Here is a 19,069-nt window from a genome sequence, read left to right as displayed (position 1 = left end):
TCCTGCCGCCATCATGCGGCATGCGAGGGAAACCCGCATGCCGCTTTTGCTGAATCGCCTATTTGAACAGCGCCTCGGCGTCCTCGATCGACAGCGCGCTGGTGTAGGAATAATAGCCCGGCTTGCCTTCGAGCTGCTTGGCCGCTTCCTCAAGGTTGGAGCTGTCGATGAACGGGATCGGCAGATACATGGCGTTCTTGTACTGGCCCGCTTCCGCCGGCTCCTTCAGCTCCTTGCCCTGCAGCATCAGCACCGCCACGTTGAGGGCCGAGGCCATGACGCCGGGCGGGTTCACGGACGCGCCGGAATTCAGCTTGTCCTTGGTCCACAGGTCGATGAAGTCCTTGCGGATCTCACCGGTCGCGGCGATGGAATCGGTCTTGCCGGCATCCATGATCGACTTCCAGGCGCCGGCGGCCATGCCGTCCTGCACCCACACACCGTTGATGTCGGGATAGGTGGCGAGCAGGTTCTGCATGGCCTGCTGGCCCTGCGCCTGATCCCAGTTGGCGTTCACCTCGTTGACGACCTTGATGTCGGGATGCTTGGCGAACACTTCCTTGTAGCCGGCGACGCGCATTTCGTTGGCCGGATGGCCGGCAACGCCGTTGATGGCGACCACGTTGCCCTTACCGCCCAGCGTCTTGGCCAGCCACTCGGCACCCGCGGCGCCCCATGCCTTCTGGTCGATGCCGACATAGAGCGCATCAGGCGATGACACCTCCGCATCGGTGGCGATGACGAGGATGCCGGCCTCCTTGGCCTGCGCGAACACAGGATCGAAGGCGGTCGGGCTGTTCGGGTTGATGATGATGGCATCGACGCCGGCGCTGATGAAATTGCGCACATGGGCGATCTGGCCGGGCACGTCGACATTGGCGCTCTGCACCTCGACGGTGACGTTGACGCCCTTTTCCTTCCACGCCTCGGCGGCGGCCTTGGCCTCGTCGATCATCTGCGTGCGCCACTCGGAGCCGACCCAGCCGTTGGAAAGGCCTATCTTGAAGTCCTGCGCGAAGGCGGATGCGGCGGAAAAGGCCAGCGCGATACCCGCGACGGCGGAGAGAATATGCGACTTCTTCATTTGAATTCCTCCCTGGAGCTCAATTTCGAAATGGAGCTTAGAGGCAAATGAAATCGATTTCAATGGGAGTTGGAAGATTGGAAAGCGATGAGAAGGCGGACCGGACCTGTGACAGGCGGCCATGGACGAACCGGCTTCGAACAAGCCGCCCGGCCGCCGTTTGAACGGCACGGCGACGCCGCCTGTGCTTGCACAGCGAAAACAGCCGTCAGGAGGGAAAAGTAGGGAGCCGGAAAAACAACACCCGCCGGGGGAGGAGGTCCGGCGGGTGTCGTATGGGTAGGCCAGCTATCGGGAGGAGGTAATGGCTGGCCCGTATCCGCAGGGTCTGGGAGGAGGAAAACCCGGCGGAATTCGATGATCGGAACCTACTCCCTGAACCGATTTGATAAAAGGTCCAATTTTGCATGGCTGCGTTGCGATTTGTGCAATGCAACATGGCCGCAGACAAATGTTCATCCCGCGCCGTCCGATTCGGCACGGGATGCAAGGTTTCACGCGGCCTTTTCGCTCCAGGGCTGCACGCCATGGCTTCCGAGGCTTTCCGCCTGCGCATAGGCATGGCCGAAGCGGTTGGCGAGGAAGGTGTCGAGGGCGATGTCCTCCTGGCGGATGAAGCCCTGCTGCGGCAGGTCGCCCCTGGCCAGCATGTCGAGCACGGCGCAGATGCCGGATGCCGTGGTGAGCTGGATGGCGCTCAGCACCGTGTCGCCGACGCGGCGGCTGTAGACCTTGTTGGCATAGGTCTCCTGCAACAGGCGGCCGCCCTTGCGGCCCGACACGGTGACGAAGATGATGACCACGTCCTGCATGGTGGCCGGCAGCGCGCTTTCGAAGATGTCCTTGAGCACGTCGCGGCGATGGCGCAGGCCGAGATCGTTGAGCAGCGCCTTCATGATCGCCGCATGGCCGGGATAGCGGATGGTTCGGTAGTTCAGCGTGCGCACCCTGCCCTTCAGCGTCTCGGCAAGCGTGCCGAGCCCGCCCGAGGTGTTGAAGGCCTCGTAGGTCACGCCGTCGAGCGAGAACTCCTCGCGCTCCTCCAGCGGTGGCACCTCGACCAGCGCGCCCTCGACGATCGCATCGCAGGGCTCGCAATATTCGTTGATGACGCCGTCGGTGCTCCAGGTCAGGTTGTAGTTGAGTGCGTTGGAGGGATATTGCGGCAGCGCGCCGACGCGCATGCGCACGCTCTCCAGCGTGTCGAAGCGGCCGGCAAGGTCGGCAGCGACGATGGAGATGAAGCCCGGCGCCAGCCCGCACTGGGGGATGAAGGCGGTCCTTGCCGTCTTCGCCAGCTCCTTGACGCGGCGGGTCGAAGCCACGTCCTCGGTGAGGTCGAGATAATGGACGCCGGCCGCAGCGGCCGCCTCGGCGATGCGGGTGGTGAGGTTGAAGGGGGCTGCGCTCAGCACCGCGAACTTGCCGGCCAGCGCCTTTTCCAGCTCGCCCGCGGCGGCGATGTCCAGTTCCAGGCCCGACACGCCCGCCATGCCATCCAGCGCCTCGAGCTGCCCGGCCGAGCGGTCGACGACGGTGACGCGGTAATCGCCGGTTCTCGCCAGCATGCCCGCAATGGTGGAGCCGATCTTGCCCGCACCGATAATGACGATTTCCTTCATGACGGCACCCTCTGTTGCGTGAAACTGGTGAAATCATCGCACCATCCACGTCGAAAGAAAGGATGCGTTCAGGCGAATCGATGCTATATGATGAACAGTTCAACGCATGGATTCGACGATATGACGAAACGCCCCGATCAGGAACTGATCGCCCTGCTGCGGGAGAACGCCCGCGCCTCCACTGCCGAGCTGGCGCGGCGGCTGGGCGTGTCGCGTTCCACGGTGCAAAGCCGCATCGAGCGGCTGGAGGCGCGCGGCATCATCACCGGCTACGGCGTGCGTCTGGCGCCGGACCACGAGAAGGGGCTGGTGCGCGCCCATGTGCTTTTGACGGTGACGCCGAAGCAGTCCGACAAGGTGGTGCGCGACCTCAGGGCGCAGCCGGCCGTGCGCGCCCTCCACTCGGTCAGCGGCAGCTTCGACATGATCGTGGTGGTCGAATCGCCGTCGATCAGCGATCTCGACGCGCTGCTGGACGAGATCGGGGCGATGGAGGGGGTCGAACGGACGCTGTCCTCCATCATCCTGTCGACCCGCATCGACCGCTGAGGCTGCCGGTAGCCCGGCCGAGGGGCATCGGCCGGCACCGCCCCGGCTACTTCAGCACCTTTTCCGCCACCGCCGCCCGGGCGTCGCCGCCGTCGAAGGTTGCGACGCCTTCCAGCCACGGATCGACGACATCCGGATGGGCCTTGAGCCAGGCGCGCGCCGCCGCCTTCGGCTCCTGTCCCTCGTCCAGTATGGCGCCCATCATCTCGTTCTCCATATCCAGCGTGAAGCGGAGATTGCCGGCGAACCGCGCCACGTTCGGGCATTCCTCGCCATAGCCGGCGCGGATGTTGGTAAGCACCTCCGCGCCGCCATAGTTCGGGCCGAAATAGTCGTCGCCGCCGGCCAGATACTCGATCCGGAAACGCGTGTTCATGGGATGCGGCGCCCAGCCGAGGAAGACGACCCACCTTTCTGCACGGATGGCCTTGTCCACCTCGGCCAGCATGCCCTGCTCCGACGATTCGACGAGGTTCCATCCCTTGAGGCCGAAGTCGCCCTTGTCGATCATGTCCTGGATCATGCGGTTGCCGTTGTTGCCGGGCTCGATGCCGTAGATCTGCCGGTCGAAGCGGTCGGCGAATTTCTGCAGGTCGGCAAAGTCCCGGACGCCCGCCGCAGCCACGTAGTCGGGCACGGCGAAGGTGTATTTGGCCCCGGTGAGATTGGTTCCCACGACCTCGATCGACCCGTCGTCGAGATAGGGCTTCCGGTCGGCCTCCATGCTCGGCTGCCAGTCGCCCAGATAGACGTCGACGTCCCTGTTCTTCATCGACGCATAGGTGACGGGTATGGACAGTATCTGCACCTGCGGACTGTAGCCCAGCGCCTCCAGGATGACGGATGCGGCCGCGGTCGTTGACGTGATGTCGGTCCAGCCGACATCGGAGAACCTCACCGTGCGGCAGCTTTCGGGCTCGCCCGCCTGCGCGGTGCCGAGGCCGAGCGCCATGACGGCGATCGCGATGCAAATGCTCCTCTTCATCTTGCGCACTCCCTGTTCCCTCTTTTTGAACGCAAACGGGGCGCTACCAGTGCGCCCCGCCGGTTATCTGGATGTTCTCCGCCGTGATCCCCCTGGCCGCCTCGCTGCACAGGAAGGCCACCGTCCCGGCGACCTCCCCCGGTTGTATGATGCGTTGCTGCGGGTTTTGCGCGGCGATGTCGGCCATGGCCTCGGCAGGGCTGCGGCCCCTGCCTTCGCGCGCCACCACCTGCTCGACATTGCGCCGCATCAGCTCGGTCTCGACCCAGGTCGGGCTGACCATGACGCAGGTGACCCCGTGCGGCGCACCTTCCAGCGCCACGCAGCGCGTCAGCCCGAGCAGGCCGGCCTTGGAGGCGCAATAGGCCGGGTTGTCCTTCCAGCCGACGCTCGCCGCCGTCGAGCCGATATTGACGATGCGCCCCCATTTGCGCTCGATCATGCCCGGCAGCACCTCGCGCGTGGTGCGGAACGCGCCGTTGAGGTTGGTGTCGAGGATCTTCAGCCACAGCTCGTCAGAATGGCCACAGACCGGCTGCTCGGCCGTGGTGCCGGCGGCGTTGACGAGGATGTCGGCGGGCCCGCACGCGGCCTCGGCCGCGCCCAGGAAGCCCCGGATCGCGCCGGTGTCGCGCACGTCGAGATGGCCGGCGAAGACCTTCGCGCCATGCGCCTCCAGCGCGCCGCGCACGGCCGCGATCTCCTCCGGGTCGGGATAGGCGGCGGCGTCGCCCTGCCGGCCCGCCGCCTCGCTGACATAGGAGCCGACGGCGACATTGGCGCCGGCCCTGGCCAGCTCATGCGCAATCGCCAGCCCCTGCCCGGTCAATCCGCCGGTGACGACGGCGGCGCGCCCTGAAAGGAAAGTCACCTGCCCTTCTCCTCCGCCAGCGGCTTGCCCAGCCAGTCGCGATAGAAGCCTTCAAGGTCCGGCTCGAAATCATGCACGACCGGATAGCCGGGCGCGGCGGCCTCGACCTCGTGCAGCGTGCCGCATTCGGGGCAGATGAACTCGCGGATCTCCATCCACTCGGGGTCGGGGATGTCGCTGTTCGGATAGATTTCGCGCAGGGATTCCTCGCTGTCGCGCACGAGGATGTGGGCATTGAGCTTCCAGTTCCGGCGATAGTCGCCGAAGGAATGGCCGCATTCGCATTTCGTCACCCGCTCGTCGCCGCTCTGGCAGATGAACAGATGGTCGGACACCGGCAACAGGATCGGGTCCTTCCAGGCGACGCGGTCCTGCAGCACCGCGATATATTTGAAGAAGCGGTCGTCATCCTTGTAGGCGCTCATGATGCGCCGCGTCTGCGGCCAGGGGAGCTGGCCGGAAACGAGGTCGGCAATGACTTCCTTGCTGTATGAGGTCATGGTCTCTCACTCCACGCCGAAGGTCGACCTGGCGTCGACGTTCCAGAAATCGGAAAAATCCCGGGCAAAGCGCGGCGACAGCCGGATCGCGCTGGCATACATTTTCTTCACCTCGGGCGCGAAATCGGCCGCCTTGACGCGCTCGCGCTCGGCCGCGATCCACTCCGGCACCGGCTTCGCCCGCGCCAGTCGCCGCGCCCGCATCTCGGCCCGGTGGCGTTTGGTGGCCTCCAGATCGGCGACCGGGAAGCCGTCTTCGTTCTCGTCGAGCACAATGCCGAACACGCCTTCCGCCGCCTCTCTGGTGAGGAAGCCGTTCTCGACGTCCCAGGCCGTCTTGAGCGGATCGCGCTCCAGCACGTCGCCATAGCCGCCGCCGCCATTGTAGGAATGGGTGAAGACGTCGCCGGCCTTGTGAGGGGCGGTGATGTAAGGTCCCTCCACCGTCACATGCTCGCCTTCCAGCCGCAGTTCCAATTCCGAGCGATGCGGATTGGTGCCGGTGTGATGGGCCAGCGGCGCGCCCTTCCCGGCCAGCTCGAAGATGTTGGTGTCGCGCACCGCCCGATGCTTCTGGCAGGTCGGCGCCGGATAGCCGCCGCACATGCCGCCATTGTCGAACACGCGGCTGGAGTGCTCGGAGGTGACGAGCCTGAGATGATCGGTCTTGTTGACCAGCCAGGTCGAGAGGAAGGAGCAGCCGCCGCGATATTTGCCGGCACCGCCGGAATTGGGCACGATGGAGCGGCCGATATAGACCATCGGCATGTTCTGCTCCCAGATCTCGATGTTGCCCATGTCGGATTCGGGGTTCCAGCCGACATAGGCCGTGTCGAGCCCGTCCTTGATGGCGAGCGCGCCGGAGCCCGCCGCCGCGCATTCGAAATGCGCCATGCCGAAGGGCGTGCCGTACTGGCTGGTGCCGCCCATCTCGATCATCGGCGAATTGACCTGGCCGACGAAAGCCTCCTCGACGAAGCCGCGGGCGACGAAGGAGCGCGACAAGAGCCGCTGGAACACGCCGTAGGCGGGCAAGAGCAGCGCCCACGACGTCGCCGTCGCCACCATCTCGTTGTCGGGATTGGTCCAGGTGCCCTCGGGCAATTTCAGCTCGGTCGCCATCCAGGCGCCGTCATTGACCAGCCCCTCGAAATTCATGTGCTGGGTCAGCGTCACGAACATGCCGCCATCCATGCCGGCCGGGGTGCAGTTCATGGAATGGTAGCCCCAGGGCTGGGTGCCCTCGAAGTCCATGGTGATCTTGCCGTCGGTGGAAATCTCCATCTCGATGGGAATGTTGTAGAGCCAGTCGGGATCGCCGAGCGGCTGGTAGCCCGGCTTGCCCTTGGTGACATGGCCGTAGAAGGTGTGGCCGCGATATTTGCCCGGCACGGTGAGCTGGCGGGTGCGGGCGAGCTGGGCGCGGCGGCCCTCCTCGATGAACTCCTTCGACACCTGCATCCAGTAGTCGAGGCCGATCTCGTCGATCAGCGCCTTGACGCTCTCGCGCATGTCGATGCACGAGGCCACCTTGGCCTTCTCGTCCAGCACCCAGTAGATCGGCATGCGCAGGTTGCGCTCGCAGCGGATGACGTAGTCGCGGCGCAGCTCGTCGTTCTCGCCGACCTTCTCGGCGCAGACGAACAGGCCTTCGGTGAAGCGCTCCTGCGCCAGCGCCACGTCGCCGCCCGGCGTGATGCCGCCCGCTTCCAGCTCGTGGCAGACGGCGCCGGCCCAGCCGACCAGCCTGCCGGAATGGTAGATCGGCATTGCATCCATCACGTCCGGCACCTGCACGGTGCCGATGAAGGCGTCGTTGTTGGCGAAGATGTCGCCGTCGCGAATGCCGGGATTGTCCTCGTAGCCGTTGCGGATCATCCACTTGATGAACCGGCTCATGGTGTGGACATGCACCATGATGCCGTTGGAAAGCGCGATGGCGTCGCCCTCGGGCGTGTAGATCGCCACCACCATCTCGCCCACCTCGCGCACGCCGGGCGAGGCGGAGATGCGCCGCGCCATCTCGCGGGCGGAGACGCAATAGGCGCGCAGCTTCGTGTGCAGCGTCTCGAACTTGAGCGGATCCTGGTTGCGCAGCGTCAGTTCGGTGATGCCGTCATAGCATCCGGTCTCGTCCATGAGCCGTTCGGAATCGATCAGCCGTTCACGAAGCGGCGCGGTCGGTCGGTTCAGCATGGGTTTCGCCTTCTCAAGCATGGGAAAGATTGATGGCAACGGCGGTTTGGTTATCGGGAGCGCCGGCTGCGCCCCTCACCTGCCTGCCGGCATTCTCTCCCCGCAAACGGGGAGAGGCAGGACTGCCGCTTCGGCTTCGCCAGTCGCCGACGTTGCAGAGTTGGTGCCTGCGTTGCGGCCAGCCACTCTCTCCCCGTTTACGGGGAGAGATGCCCGGCAGGGCAGTGAGGGGCAGCACCGGCGGCGACAAAGGAAGCCAGGCGGAGATCATTTCACCCTCACCCATGCGCGTAGTGCAGCAGCGTCCATTCATCGACGAAGACGCGGTCTTGCGGATGCACCACCAGCGTGGTCGCCGGGTGCTCGATGATGGCCGGGCCGTTCACCTCATGGCCGGGCTGGAGCAGGTCCATCTCGTAGAGGTTGGCCTTGTGCCAGCGCCCGCCGATATAGGCCTCGCGCACGCCCTTGTGGGCGGAGGAGGGATCGGAGGCGCCGAGCGGGCGTTTGACCAGCACTGGCTTGACCTTCTCGGCCGTGGCCACCAGCCCCAGCTCGGTGATGGAGAAGCCCGCCTCGCCATAGCGCGACACCCGGTGGTTGACCTTGGCGTAGACGTTCTCGAAGGCGGCGATGACGGCGCGCATGTCGTCGGCGGAGCGGACCTCGGAAAGCGGCGCCGAAACCTCGACATCCTCGAGCTGGCCGGTGTAGCGCATCATCAGGAACGGCACCGTCCTGATCCGGTCGCGCGGGTGGCCGTCGGCCTCCATCTCGGCCACCGCCGCGCGGGTGAGGTCTTCCCACACCGCGGTGATGCGGGCGCCGAAATCCTTCAGTTCCCCGTCGCCGGCCCGCGCCCCGATGTCGAGCTGGATCGACACCGAATGGCGGCGCATGAAATCGGCCGTGGTGCAGCCGAAGGCCGAGAACGCCGCCGCGAACTGGAAGGTGATGATGTCGCGGAAGGCGATGCCGCGCGCGCAGCCGGCTAGGTGCAGCGGGCCGGAGCCGCCATAGGAGAGCAGCGTGAATTCGGAGGGATGGATGCCCTGGCCGGAGATCACCCGGCGCAGCGCGTTGTTGGCATCGGTCTCCAGCATCTCGATCATGCCTTCGGCCGCCTCCTCGACGCCGACGCCCAGAATGTCGGCGCATTTCGCCTTGAACGCCTGGCGCGCCTTCTCGACCTGCAGCTTGACCTTGCCGCCGAGGAAATAGTCCGGATTGAGCCGGCCGAGGATGGCATCACAATCGGCGATGGTCGGCTCGGTGCCGCCCCTGTCGAAGCAGATCGGGCCGGGATCGGAACCGGCGCTTTCCGGCCCGAGCGACACCTTCTTCGTCAGCGGATCGACCTTCAGGATCATGCCCGCGCCCGCCCCGATCGTGTCGAGATGCAGCGTCGGCACGTTGAGCTTGAAGCGGTCCATCAGCGGCTCGTTCTCGATGCGCGTCTGTCCGCGGGTGATGACGCCCATGTCGAAGGAGGTGCCGCCCATGTCCGAGCAGATCAGCGAATCGTTGCCGATCAGCTTGCCGACATAGGCCGCGCCCAGGATGCCGCCGATCGGCCCCGAGATCATCGTCTCGTGCAGGCGCGGATGGTTGATGGAGGTCAGGCCGCCGAAGGACAAAAGCGTCTGCACGCCGTAGCGGAAGCCGTATTTCTTGGAGATGTCCTCGATGCCCTTGAGCTGCTTGCGGCCGCGCGAGGTGGCATAGGCCTCGATCAGCACCGAGTTCAGCCGCGACTGCTCGCGGATCACCGGGCGCACCTCATGCGAGGTGTAGACGGTGATGTCGGCGCCGGCCTTGTCGATCTCCTCGCGGCAGATCTCGGCGATGCGCTTCTCGTGCACCGGATTGACGTGGGCGAAGATGGTCATGATGCAGATCGCGTCGACCTTGTCCGCGATCAGCTTCCGCGCCGCCGCATGCACCTCGTGCTCGTAGAGCGGCAGGACGACGTCGCCGAACTGGTCGACACGCTCGGTCACGCCGTGGGTGCGGCGGCGCGGCACCAGCGGGTCGGGGTGGTGATGGGTCACCGCATGCAGGCGGTCGGCATAGGAATAGTCGGCCCAGGCCTGCAGTCCGCGGCCCATCAGCACCATGTCCTCCAGCCCCTTGGTGGTGATGAGGCCCAGCCGGCGGCCGGTGCGCGACAGCAGCGTGTTGAGCATGCCGGTGCCCGAATAGAGCACCACGTTGACGCCGGAAAACAGCGCTTCGAGCGAGATGCCCCAGGCGTCGGCGGCGTCCTCGGCCGAGGCCAGGAAGCCTTCGGCCTCGTTGGCCGGCGTGGTGGCGGACTTGCCGATCTTGAAGTGGCCGTCCTGATCCACAAGAATGGTGTCGGTCATGGTGCCGCCGGCATCGATGCCGATGACGATGGGCCGGGTCGTGCTGAGTTCGGTCACGGTCGCCTTCCAGGTCGCTGGCTTGATGATGACCGAGGCTAACGGCAGTGGCGGGCGGCGCGCCATATGCCTAAAGGCACAATGACGCCTCGGGACGGAACGCCGAGGATGCGACATGGGGAACGGTAGATTGTGGCAGACACTCGCGCGCGCCATCGCGGCCAACGGCTGTGACGAGCATGTCGACCGCCTGATCGACCTGATCGGCGCCGACATCGATCACGACCTGATCACCGTCACCCGCTATTCGGCGACGAAGATGCCGGAATTCGTCAAGCACCGGCGCTTTTCCGACGAGATGGTGCGGCGCTATCTGGAGAGCTACTACGTCTACGATCCGTTCTACGCCTCATGGCGGCGCGAGCGGCGGCTCGGCATCGTGCCGCTGCGGGCACTGGCCGGGGACGAGGCCAAGCGCGGCCAGTACATCGCCGAGTTCCTGGCCAAGTCGCAGATATGCGACGAGGTCGGCATCCTGCTGGCCGACGGCGGCGACTGGTGCCTCGGCATCTTCCTCGACCGCACCAGCCGGCCGTTCCGCTCCGGCGAGATCGCCGTGCTCAACGAGCGCCTGCCGGTGTTCGCCGCGCTCCACGCGCAGGACCTGCGCACCCGCGACGCGGAATTCTCCCGCACCCAGGCGCCCGTGCTGCCCGGCGCCTCGCCGCGGCGCGAGCCGCGCCTGCCTGCCGGCCTGTGGCCGGAACTGAGCGCGCGCGAACGCGAGCTGGTGTCGCTGGTGCTGGCCGGCCATCCGACCGCGACCATCGCCCAGCGCCTCGGCATCACCGTGGGCACGGCCAAGAACCATCGCCGCCGCATCTACGACAAGCTCGACATCACCACGGAGCGGGAGCTGTTCCTCCAGTTCTTCGAACACGCGCTGGCCGCGTGACGCGCCGGTTCAGGGAACGGCCTGGAGACGGGTCTTAACCCGGCTCTCCCGGTTCGCCCGGCTTGCCGTTCTCCACCACTTCGGAAGAACGCTCGCTGACGGCGGTGAAGGTCGGCACATGCGGGCTCTGCTCGGTGCGGTCGCGGTAGAGCGCGGCCCGCGCCAGCAGCATCAGCGTCACCGGCGTGGTCACGGTGACGAACACCGCGATCAGCAGTTCGTGCAGCACCGGCCGCCCCTCGGTCATGGTGAAGAACAGCATCGAGGCGAGCAGGATGCCGCCCGTGCCCCATGTGGTGCCCATCGTCGGCGAATGGACGCGCTTGTAGAAACTGTCGAGGCGCACCAGCCCGATGGCGCCGAGCAGCGTCAGCCCCGAGCCCAGCAGCAAAAGCAGGGCGACCGGCAGCGCCGCCCACAGCGGCAGGTCGGCGGCGGCGCTCATTCGATCACCTCGCCGCGCATCAGGAACTTGGCCAGCGCCGAGGTCGACACGAAGCCGAGCAGCGCGATCACCAGCGCCGCCTCGAAATAGAGCGTCGAGCCGGTGCGGATGCCGAAGGTGAGCAGGATCAGCATGGCGCACACATAAAGCGCGTCGAGGGCCAGCACCCTGTCCTGCGCCCGCGGCCCCCGGAACAGCCGCACCACGCAGCACAGCGCCGCCAGCGCCAGGAAGAGCTGCGAAATTGTGACGGCCCAGACCAGAATGGTGGCGCTCATTCGAAGATCTCCATCAAGAGGGCTTCATAGCGGTCCTTGATCAGCTCGCTCCACGAGTCCTCGCTCAGCACGTCGAGCACGTGGATCAGCAGCAGGTCCTCGGCCGAGCGGTATTCCACCCAGGCCGTGCCCGGCGTGCTGGTGATGATGCAGGCGAGGAAGGCAAGGCCGGTCGGGTCGCGCAATTGCAGCGGAATGGCCACGAAGCCGGAGGTGACCTTGAGGTTGCGCCCGCCCAGCACGATGCGGGCGACGGCGATGTTGGAGCGCAAAATGTCGACGAAGACGATGCCCATCAGGCGGGCGATCCGGCTCCAGCGGCGGACGCGCGGCTTCGACGGCTGCAGGGCCGACATGGTCCACGCCGCGACCAGCGCGATGACGGCGCCGAGCAGCAGATGGCCGGGGGTGAAGCCGTTGAGCAGCAGCCACATCAGAAGCAGCGCGGCGGCCAGCAGCGGATAGGGAAGCACGCGCGTCATTGGCCGGCCTCCATCTTGGGCGACGGCACCTGGCGCGCCGACAGCACGCCCTCGATATAGGCGTCCGGCGCATGCAGGGCCTGCGAGGTCGCGTCGACATAGGCCATCACCGGCCCCGCCTTCACCGTCATCACCACGCACAGCGCCAGAAGCAGGGCGATGGGCGCGAACTCCACCACCAGCACGCGCGGCACCACGCCCTCGATCGGCGGCGCCCAGAAGGTGCGGATGCCGACGCGCAGCATGGCGACCATGGCGAACAGGCCGGAAATGATGAGGACGGCGAGGAAGGCCCAGGCCATGCCGGAAATCGAGCCGTCGTCGCCGGTCGACAGCGCCGCCGACAGGAGCGCGAACTTGCCGAGGAAGCCGGAAAGCGGCGGCATGCCGGCCAGCAGCAGCCCGCACAGCACGAAGCAGATGCCGAGGATGGCCAGCGTCGCCGGCAGCGTCACGCCCACTTCCTCGACGACCTCTTCCTCCTCCGGATCGTCGCCATAGGCTTCCATGGTCACGGCCAGAACGTTGGCGGCCGGGTCCTGCGAGCGGTCGACCAGCTCGACCAGCAGGAACAGCGCGCCGATCGTCAGCGTCGAGGAGACGAGGTAGAACAGGGCGCCCGCCGTGACCCCGGCATCGGCCATGCCGACCGCCGCCAGCAGCGTGCCCGACGAAACCAGCACGCTGTAGGAGGCCAGCCGCGCCATGGCCTGCGAGGCGAGCACGCCGATGGTGCCGAAGCCCATCGTCACCAGCCCGGCGGTGAGCAGGCCGACATCGCCGAAGCTGGCCGATTCGCCGGCCCGCGCGCCGAGCAGCAGCGGCGACAGGCGCAGCACCGCATAGACGCCGACCTTGGTCATGATCGAGAACAGCGCCGCCACCGGCGCGGCGGCGGCCGAATAGGCACCGGGCAGCCAGAAGCACAGCGGCCACATGCCCGCCTTGGTCAGGAAGGCGATGCCGAGAATGGCGGTGCCGGCCTCCAGCAGGGCGCGGTCCTGCGGCGCCACGGCCGGGATGCGCACGGCGAGGTCGGCCATGTTGAGCGTTCCGGCGACTCCGTAGATCAGGCTGACGCCGATCAGGAACAGCATCGAGGCGGCGAGGTTGACGGCGATATAGTGCATGCCGAAGCGCACCCGCGTCACGCCCGAGCCGTGCAGCATCAGGCCGTAGGAGGCGGCCAGCAGGACCTCGAAGAAGACGAACAGGTTGAACAGGTCGCCGGTGAGGAAGGCGCCGCTCAGGCCCATCAGCAGGAACTGGAACAGCGAATGGAAATGCTGGCCGCCCTTGTGCCAGCGCGCCAGCGAGAACACCAGCGCGGCATTCGCCAGCAGCGCCGTGAGCAGCAGCATCAGCGCCGACAGCCGGTCGACCACGAGAACGATGCCGAACGGCGCCGCCCAGTTGCCAAGCAGGTAGACGCTGGCCACCGAGCCCTCGACATCGGCCTGCGCCACGAGCAGGCAGGCGATGCCGAGCAGGCCGAGCGTCGCGGCGACATTAACCAGCGACTTGAAGATGTGGCGCCGCTCGTCGAACAAAAGCAGGAAGGCGCCGGTGAGCAGCGGCAGGATGATCGGCGCGATGTCGAGATGATTGGCGAGCTGCATCACGGCTCCCTGCCGTCGACATGGTCGGAGCCGGTCAGGCCGCGCGCCACCAGGAGCACCACCAGGAACAGCGCCGTGGTGGCGAAGCCGATGACGATGGCGGTCAGCACCAGCGCCTGCGGGACCGGGTCCGTATAGGCGGCCGGATCGGCGATGCCGGACCCGTCCAGCACCGGCGGCGCGCCGCTGCGCAGCCGCCCCATGGAGAAGATGAACAGGTTGACGCCATAGGCGATCAGCGACAGGCCGACGATCACCTGATAGGTGCGCGGACGCAGCAGCAGCCACACGCCGGAGCCCACCAGCACGCCGATGCCGAGCGAAAGGGTCAGTTCGGTCATTGGGCCTCCTGCTCCGCAGGCACGGCCGTCTTGGCCACGCGCAGCTTGCGGATCGACTGGTGCGCCAGGGCGATCAACATCAGCACGGTGGCGCCGACCACCAGAGCAAAGACGCCGAGGTCGAAGAACAGCGCGGTTGCCGCCGGCACCTTCCCGATCACCGGCAGCTCGACATATTGCGCGTGGGAGGTGAGGAAGGGATAGCCCAGCGCCCACGAGCCCATGCCGGTGGCGCCGGCGATCAGCAGGCCCCAGCCGATCCACTTCACCGGCAGCACCCGCAGCCGTTCCTCGACCCAGCGCGTGCCGGCAGCCAGATATTGCAGGATGAAGGCCGAGGCCAGCGCGATGCCGGCCACGAAGCCGCCGCCCGGCAGGTCATGGCCGCGCAGGAACAGGTAGGCCGACAGCACGATGATGACCGGGAACAGCCATTGCATGATCACCGACGGCACGTAGAGATAGTCGCCGGCGATGGTGCCGCCGCCCGGCTTGGCCGCCGGATCGTCGGCGGACTGGTGGCGCTGCTGCTCGGTCGAGCCGACACTGTCGGGCGCCGGGCGGAAACGGCGCAGCAGCACGAAGACGGTGATCGCCACGATGCCGAGAACGGTGATCTCGCCGAAGGTGTCGAAGCCGCGGAAATCGACGAGGATGACGTTGACGATGTTGGTGCCGCCGCCCAGCGAATAGGCGTTCTCGATGAAATAGTCGGCGATGGTCTGCGGCGGCTGCCGGACCATGACCGCATAGGAGATCAGCGCCATGCCGAGCCCGCAGGCGATCGCCATGAGGAAGTCGCGATAGCGGCGCAGCTTCGACCACAGGGCCTGCGCCGGCGTCTCGACCTCCTCGATGCGCTGCGGCAGCCAGCGCAGCCCGAGCAGGATCAGCACCGTGGTGACCACCTCGACCAGAAGCTGGGTCAGCGCCAGGTCGGGCGCCGACAGCCACACGAAGGTGATGCAGGTGACCAGTCCCGCGCCGCTCAGCAGCGCCAGGGCGACAAGGCGGTGGAACTTGGCCTGGTAGGCGGCGCCCACCGCACAGGCCATGCCCAGCACCCACAGCATGGTGAACACGAAGTCGCTGCTGCCGGGCAGCTTCACCTGCGGCAGCATCGGGCCGCGCCACAGCGACAGCACGGCGGCGGCAAGGGCGATGGCGACGAGCACGCGAAGCTGCGGCTGCAACCTTCTGGTGGCGAGCCAGGCTTCGAGGAAGCGCGCCCAGCGCCACGAGACGGTGACCATGACCTGCTCGAAAATGCGCTGGCCGTTGATGCGCCGGAAGAACGGAGGTCCCTCCTCGCTGGTCGCCAGATAGGTGCGGATTACCAGAAACATCAGCGTCCCGGCCACAAGCGCCATGATGCTCATCATCAGCGGCAGGGTGAAGCCGTGCCAGACGGCGAGGCTGTAATAGGGGGTGGCATCGCCCAGCACCGAGACCACGGCGCTGTGCAGATAGGGACCGACGGTGCGGCCGGGAACGACGCCGACGACAAGGCAGATCAGCACCAGCAGGAACACCGGCAGGCGCATGAAGAAGGGCGGTTCGTGCGGCTCGTGCGGCAGCGGCTCGGGCGCGGTGCCGAAGAAGACGCCGTAGATGAAGCGCACCGAATAGGTGACCGCGAAGGCGCTGGCGATGACGGCCGCGTAGGGCGCGATGGTGTCGAGCCAGGAATCGGCGTGGTGCTCGATCGCCTCGGCGAAGAACATCTCCTTGGACAGGAAGCCGTTGAGCAGCGGCACGCCCGCCATGGCCGCGCTCGCCACCATGGCCAGCGTCGCCGTGATCGGCATGGCGCTGAGCAGGCCGCCGAGGCGCCGCATGTCGCGCGTTCCGGTTTCGTGATCGATGATGCCGGCAGCCATGAACAGCGACGCCTTGAAGGTGGCATGGTTCATCATGTGGAAGATGGCCGCCACCGCGCCCAGCGGGCTGCCGAGGCTGAGCAGCATGGTGATGAGGCCGAGATGGCTGATCGTCGAATAGGCCAGCAGGCCCTTGATGTCCTGCTGGAAGATGGAGAAGAAGGCGCCCAGCACCAGCGTGATCATGCCGGCGAGGCCGACGATGAAGAACCATTCATAGGTGCCCGCCAGGACCGGCCACATCCGCGCCATCAGGAACACGCCGGCCTTGACCATGGTCGCCGAGTGCAGGAAGGCCGACACCGGCGTCGGCGCGGCCATGGCGTTGGGCAGCCAGAACTGGAACGGGAACTGGGCGCTCTTGGTGAAGGCGCCGAGCAGGACCAGGATCAGGATCGGCGTGTAGAGGTCATGCTCGCGCAACAGGTCGCCGGAAGCCAGCACCTCGTCGAGATCGTAGCTGCCCACCACATGGCCGATGAGCAGCATGCCGGCCAGCAGCGCCAGCCCGCCGATGCCGGTGACGGTGAGCGCCATGCGCGCGCCATCGCGGGCGGCCGGTGTGTGATACCAGTAGCCGATCAGCAGGAAGGAGAAGACGCTGGTCAGTTCCCAGAAGATGACGAGCTGGATGATGTTGCCCGACAGCACGATGCCCAGCATCGAGCCTGTGAAGGCGAGGAAGAACATGTAGAAGCGCGGGATCGGGTCTTCCGGCGACATGTAGTAGCGCGTGTAGACCACGACCAGGAAGCCGATGCCGGAGATCAGCAGCGCGAACATCCAGGCGAAGCCGTCGAGGCGGAAGACCAGGTCGAGCCCCAGTTCCGGCACCCAGCCTATGGTTTGCCGCACCGCATTGCCGGTGGCGATGTCGGGATAGGCCAGCAGAACCAGGATCAGCAGGACGAGCATGACGCCGCCCGACAGCCACGCCTCGGCGTTGCGCGCATTGGCGGGCAGCAGCACGGCGACAGCGCTGGCCACGAAGGGCAGCACAATCATCCAGATAAGAGACGCGCCGCCCAACATGCGGAGATCCTTGGAAAGAAAGCGAGACGATATTGCCTGATTTCATCCATTATGGTTGAATCTACCGGCGTACCGCAAGGGCCGATCGATGCAAATATTACCTGAGCAGTGTCGGGCCGCACGCGGCCTGCTGAACTGGACGCAGGACCGGCTTGCCCAGGCCGCCGGCGTCTCGCGCAGCACGATCAAGGATTTCGAATGCCACCGCCACGCGCTTCAGCGCGGATCGGAGGAGCTGGTCATCGGCGCGTTCACGCGCTGCGGGGTGAGGCTTTTGTTCGATGCGGACGGCGCCGGCGTCGGCGTGCGCATGGAAAAGCCGGAAAAACTGTCCGCCCAGGCCAGGTCATGACGAACAAAAAGGCCGGCCGCGCTGGGCGCGGCCGGCCTTGGACAAACTGCTGGGAAAGACCGCCTGCGGTCAGCCCCTGACCTGCGGGACGGCGGCGTCGAGGGCCTTCTTGAAGGCATCGACCATGTCGTCGACCTGCTTCTCGGTGATGATGAGCGGCGGGCAGAAAGCGAGCGTGTCGGCCATGTTGCGCGAGATGACGCCGTTTTCCTGGAGCAGGCCGTTGACGAGGCCGCCGAGCGCACCGGCATTCTTCCACGGCGTCTTGGCCTGCTTGTCGCCGACCAGCTCGACCGCGCCGATGAGGCCGACACCGCGCACCTCGCCGACCAGCTCGTGGCCGGCCAGTTCGCGCAGGCGCTTCTGCATGTGGACGCCCACGGTGCGGGCATTGCCGACCAGATCGCGCTCCTCGATCAGCTTCAGGTTTTCCAGCGCCACCGCCGCGGCGACCGGATGGCCGCCGGCGGTGAAGCCGTGGCCGAAGGTGCCGATGCGGTTGCTCTCGTCGGCCAGCGGCGCATAGACCCTCTCGTTGATGAGCAGCGCCGAGATCGGCAGGTAGGACGAGGAAATCTGCTTCGACATCACCAGGATGTCGGGCTTGATGTCGAAGGTCTGGCAGCCGAACATGTTGCCGGTGCGGCCGAAGCCGCAGATCACCTCGTCGGCGACCAGCAGGATGTCGTACTTGGCCAGCACCGCCTGGATCTTCTCCCAATAGGTGGCCGGCGGCACCACGACGCCACCCGCGCCCATCACCGGCTCGCCGATGAAGGCGGCGACCATTTCCGGCCCCTCGGCCAGGATGAGCTGCTCCAGCTCCTCGGCCAGGCGCGTGGCGAAGGCCTCCTCGCTCTCGCCGGCCAGGGCGTCGCGATAATGGTGCGGGGTGCCGGTGTGCAGCACATTGGCAATCGGCAGGTCGAAGGATATCTGGTTGTTGGGCAGGCCGGTGAGGCTCGCCGAGGCGATGGTGACGCCGTGATAGCCGCGCTTGCGCGAGATGATCTTCTTCTTCTGCGGCTGGCCGAGCGCGTTGGAACGGTACCAGATCATCTTCATCGCGGTGTCGTTGGCTTCCGAACCGGAATTGGTGAAGAAGGCCTTGCTCATCGGCACCGGCGCCATCGACACCAGCTTCTCGGCCAGGTCGATGACCGGCGAATGCCCCTTGTGGGTGAAATTGTGGTAGAAGGGCAGCTTCTTCATCTGCCGCGTCGCGGCGTCGACCAGACGCTGCTCGGAGAAGCCGACCGCCACGCTCCACAGGCCCGCCATCGCCTCGATATAGCGCTTGCCCGACGCGTCCTCGACATAGATGCCGTCGCCCTTCTCGATGATCAGCGGCCCGATTTCCTCGTGCTTGCGCGCATTGGTGTAGGAATGAAGGTGGTAGCGGATGTCGCGGGCTTCGGCGGAATTCGGCTGGGTGGTCATGTCAGATCCCTGATTGCGAGGCGCGGCCGCCTGAGAAAAGCAATGCCTTGCCATTTGGTGTGTGATGCATCATGT

The 19,069-nt window shown here is 66.3% G+C and carries 17 protein-coding genes; 3 read left to right on the top strand and 14 right to left on the bottom strand.

The window, feature by feature from the left end; all coding sequences use genetic code 11:
- Positions 1-58 precede the first annotated feature (58 nt).
- Together ABID37_RS06565 and ABID37_RS06560 are read right to left on the bottom strand one after the other, a co-directional pair.
- Positions 59-1,084: an ABC transporter substrate-binding protein gene (locus ABID37_RS06565; RefSeq protein ID WP_354193385.1), complete on the bottom strand. Its 1,026-nt coding sequence runs from the start codon at positions 1,082-1,084 to the stop codon at positions 59-61.
- Between the two features lie 494 nt (positions 1,085-1,578).
- Positions 1,579-2,706, bottom strand: a complete 1,128-nt coding sequence (locus ABID37_RS06560; RefSeq protein WP_354193384.1) for a saccharopine dehydrogenase family protein — start codon at positions 2,704-2,706, stop codon at positions 1,579-1,581.
- 120 nt (positions 2,707-2,826) lie between these two features.
- On the opposite strand from ABID37_RS06560, the gene ABID37_RS06555 reads away from it, so the two are divergent.
- On the top strand, positions 2,827-3,255 hold the full coding sequence (locus ABID37_RS06555) for an Lrp/AsnC family transcriptional regulator (protein ID WP_354193383.1): 429 nt from the start codon (positions 2,827-2,829) through the stop codon (positions 3,253-3,255).
- Positions 3,256-3,301: 46 nt separating this feature from the next.
- Here the strand turns inward: ABID37_RS06555 and ABID37_RS06550 are convergent, their stop codons facing one another.
- The 5 genes from ABID37_RS06550 to ABID37_RS06530 all read right to left on the bottom strand — a co-directional run bounded on the left by ABID37_RS06550 (position 3,302) and on the right by ABID37_RS06530 (position 10,230).
- On the bottom strand, positions 3,302-4,240 hold the full coding sequence (locus ABID37_RS06550; RefSeq protein ID WP_435521541.1) for a choline ABC transporter substrate-binding protein: 939 nt from the start codon (positions 4,238-4,240) through the stop codon (positions 3,302-3,304).
- 43 nt (positions 4,241-4,283) lie between these two features.
- Entirely contained in the window at positions 4,284-5,111 is an 828-nt protein-coding gene (locus ABID37_RS06545; protein WP_354193382.1) for an SDR family NAD(P)-dependent oxidoreductase, read from the bottom strand.
- Complete coding sequence (locus tag ABID37_RS06540; RefSeq protein ID WP_354193381.1) at positions 5,108-5,611, bottom strand: acetone carboxylase subunit gamma; 504 nt, start codon at positions 5,609-5,611, stop codon at positions 5,108-5,110. Before ABID37_RS06540 ends, ABID37_RS06545 begins: the two co-directional genes overlap by 4 nt.
- Positions 5,612-5,617: 6 nt before the next feature.
- Complete coding sequence (locus ABID37_RS06535; protein WP_354193379.1) at positions 5,618-7,807, bottom strand: hydantoinase B/oxoprolinase family protein; 2,190 nt, start codon at positions 7,805-7,807, stop codon at positions 5,618-5,620.
- Between the two features lie 278 nt (positions 7,808-8,085).
- Positions 8,086-10,230, bottom strand: coding sequence for a hydantoinase/oxoprolinase family protein (locus tag ABID37_RS06530; RefSeq protein ID WP_354193378.1), 2,145 nt, complete (start codon positions 10,228-10,230; stop codon positions 8,086-8,088).
- Positions 10,231-10,345: 115 nt separating this feature from the next.
- On the opposite strand from ABID37_RS06530, the gene ABID37_RS06525 reads away from it, so the two are divergent.
- Positions 10,346-11,125 (top strand): helix-turn-helix transcriptional regulator, encoded by a 780-nt coding sequence (locus ABID37_RS06525; protein WP_354193376.1) that lies wholly within the window; start codon positions 10,346-10,348, stop codon positions 11,123-11,125.
- Between the two features lie 34 nt (positions 11,126-11,159).
- Here the strand turns inward: ABID37_RS06525 and mnhG are convergent, their stop codons facing one another.
- From mnhG to ABID37_RS06495, 6 genes are read right to left on the bottom strand one after another with little or no spacing between them, the layout of a single operon-like run.
- Entirely contained in the window at positions 11,160-11,570 is a 411-nt protein-coding gene (gene mnhG, locus ABID37_RS06520; protein WP_354193374.1) for a monovalent cation/H(+) antiporter subunit G, read from the bottom strand.
- Complete coding sequence (locus tag ABID37_RS06515; RefSeq protein ID WP_354193372.1) at positions 11,567-11,848, bottom strand: K+/H+ antiporter subunit F; 282 nt, start codon at positions 11,846-11,848, stop codon at positions 11,567-11,569. Before ABID37_RS06515 ends, mnhG begins: the two co-directional genes overlap by 4 nt.
- The gene (locus ABID37_RS06510; protein ID WP_354193371.1) at positions 11,845-12,330 is read right to left on the bottom strand and encodes a Na+/H+ antiporter subunit E; all 486 of its coding nucleotides are present in this window, start codon (positions 12,328-12,330) and stop codon (positions 11,845-11,847) included. Before ABID37_RS06510 ends, ABID37_RS06515 begins: the two co-directional genes overlap by 4 nt.
- Positions 12,327-13,949, bottom strand: coding sequence for a monovalent cation/H+ antiporter subunit D (locus ABID37_RS06505; RefSeq protein ID WP_354193370.1), 1,623 nt, complete (start codon positions 13,947-13,949; stop codon positions 12,327-12,329). The genes ABID37_RS06510 and ABID37_RS06505 overlap by 4 nt, the downstream gene beginning before the upstream one ends.
- Positions 13,949-14,290 carry a Na+/H+ antiporter subunit C gene (locus ABID37_RS06500; RefSeq protein WP_354193368.1) on the bottom strand — a complete coding sequence of 114 codons (342 nt, stop codon included), beginning with the start codon at positions 14,288-14,290 and terminating at the stop codon, positions 13,949-13,951. The genes ABID37_RS06505 and ABID37_RS06500 overlap by 1 nt, the downstream gene beginning before the upstream one ends.
- A complete protein-coding gene (locus tag ABID37_RS06495; RefSeq protein WP_435521540.1) occupies positions 14,287-17,202 on the bottom strand; it encodes a monovalent cation/H+ antiporter subunit A in 2,916 nt (971 codons plus the stop codon). The genes ABID37_RS06500 and ABID37_RS06495 overlap by 4 nt, the downstream gene beginning before the upstream one ends.
- 88 nt (positions 17,203-17,290) lie before the next feature.
- Here ABID37_RS06495 and ABID37_RS06490 point away from each other — a divergent pair, with 88 nt between their 5' ends.
- Positions 17,291-17,554, top strand: a complete 264-nt coding sequence (locus ABID37_RS06490; protein ID WP_354193367.1) for a helix-turn-helix domain-containing protein — start codon at positions 17,291-17,293, stop codon at positions 17,552-17,554.
- Positions 17,555-17,623: 69 nt separating this feature from the next.
- Here ABID37_RS06490 and ABID37_RS06485 read toward each other — a convergent pair whose 3' ends face one another.
- Complete coding sequence (locus tag ABID37_RS06485; protein ID WP_354193366.1) at positions 17,624-18,994, bottom strand: aspartate aminotransferase family protein; 1,371 nt, start codon at positions 18,992-18,994, stop codon at positions 17,624-17,626.
- Positions 18,995-19,069 lie beyond the last annotated feature (75 nt).

Source organism: Aquamicrobium terrae, from assembly GCF_040545735.1.
In the GTDB taxonomy this organism is placed as follows: Bacteria; Pseudomonadota; Alphaproteobacteria; order Rhizobiales; family Rhizobiaceae; genus Mesorhizobium; species Mesorhizobium terrae_A.
This window is presented reverse-complemented; position numbering and strand designations above follow the sequence as displayed.

What these genes read in the sequence shown, in the direction of transcription:
- ABID37_RS06565 (WP_354193385.1), bottom strand. Translation starts at nt 1,084, where the DNA reads ATGAAGAAGTCGCATATTCTCTCCGCCGTCGCGGGTATCGCGCTGGCC.
- ABID37_RS06555 (WP_354193383.1), top strand. Translation starts at nt 2,827, where the DNA reads ATGACGAAACGCCCCGATCAGGAACTGATCGCCCTGCTGCGGGAGAAC.
- ABID37_RS06540 (WP_354193381.1), bottom strand. Translation starts at nt 5,611, where the DNA reads ATGACCTCATACAGCAAGGAAGTCATTGCCGACCTCGTTTCCGGCCAG.
- ABID37_RS06550 (WP_435521541.1), bottom strand. Translation starts at nt 4,240, where the DNA reads ATGAAGAGGAGCATTTGCATCGCGATCGCCGTCATGGCGCTCGGCCTC.
- ABID37_RS06525 (WP_354193376.1), top strand. Translation starts at nt 10,346, where the DNA reads ATGGGGAACGGTAGATTGTGGCAGACACTCGCGCGCGCCATCGCGGCC.
- ABID37_RS06485 (WP_354193366.1), bottom strand. Translation starts at nt 18,994, where the DNA reads ATGACCACCCAGCCGAATTCCGCCGAAGCCCGCGACATCCGCTACCAC.
- ABID37_RS06495 (WP_435521540.1), bottom strand. Translation starts at nt 17,202, where the DNA reads ATGTTGGGCGGCGCGTCTCTTATCTGGATGATTGTGCTGCCCTTCGTG.
- ABID37_RS06560 (WP_354193384.1), bottom strand. Translation starts at nt 2,706, where the DNA reads ATGAAGGAAATCGTCATTATCGGTGCGGGCAAGATCGGCTCCACCATT.
- mnhG (WP_354193374.1), bottom strand. Translation starts at nt 11,570, where the DNA reads ATGAGCGCCGCCGCCGACCTGCCGCTGTGGGCGGCGCTGCCGGTCGCC.
- ABID37_RS06510 (WP_354193371.1), bottom strand. Translation starts at nt 12,330, where the DNA reads ATGACGCGCGTGCTTCCCTATCCGCTGCTGGCCGCCGCGCTGCTTCTG.
- ABID37_RS06505 (WP_354193370.1), bottom strand. Translation starts at nt 13,949, where the DNA reads ATGCAGCTCGCCAATCATCTCGACATCGCGCCGATCATCCTGCCGCTG.
- ABID37_RS06515 (WP_354193372.1), bottom strand. Translation starts at nt 11,848, where the DNA reads ATGAGCGCCACCATTCTGGTCTGGGCCGTCACAATTTCGCAGCTCTTC.
- ABID37_RS06490 (WP_354193367.1), top strand. Translation starts at nt 17,291, where the DNA reads ATGCAAATATTACCTGAGCAGTGTCGGGCCGCACGCGGCCTGCTGAAC.
- ABID37_RS06535 (WP_354193379.1), bottom strand. Translation starts at nt 7,807, where the DNA reads ATGCTGAACCGACCGACCGCGCCGCTTCGTGAACGGCTGATCGATTCC.
- ABID37_RS06500 (WP_354193368.1), bottom strand. Translation starts at nt 14,290, where the DNA reads ATGACCGAACTGACCCTTTCGCTCGGCATCGGCGTGCTGGTGGGCTCC.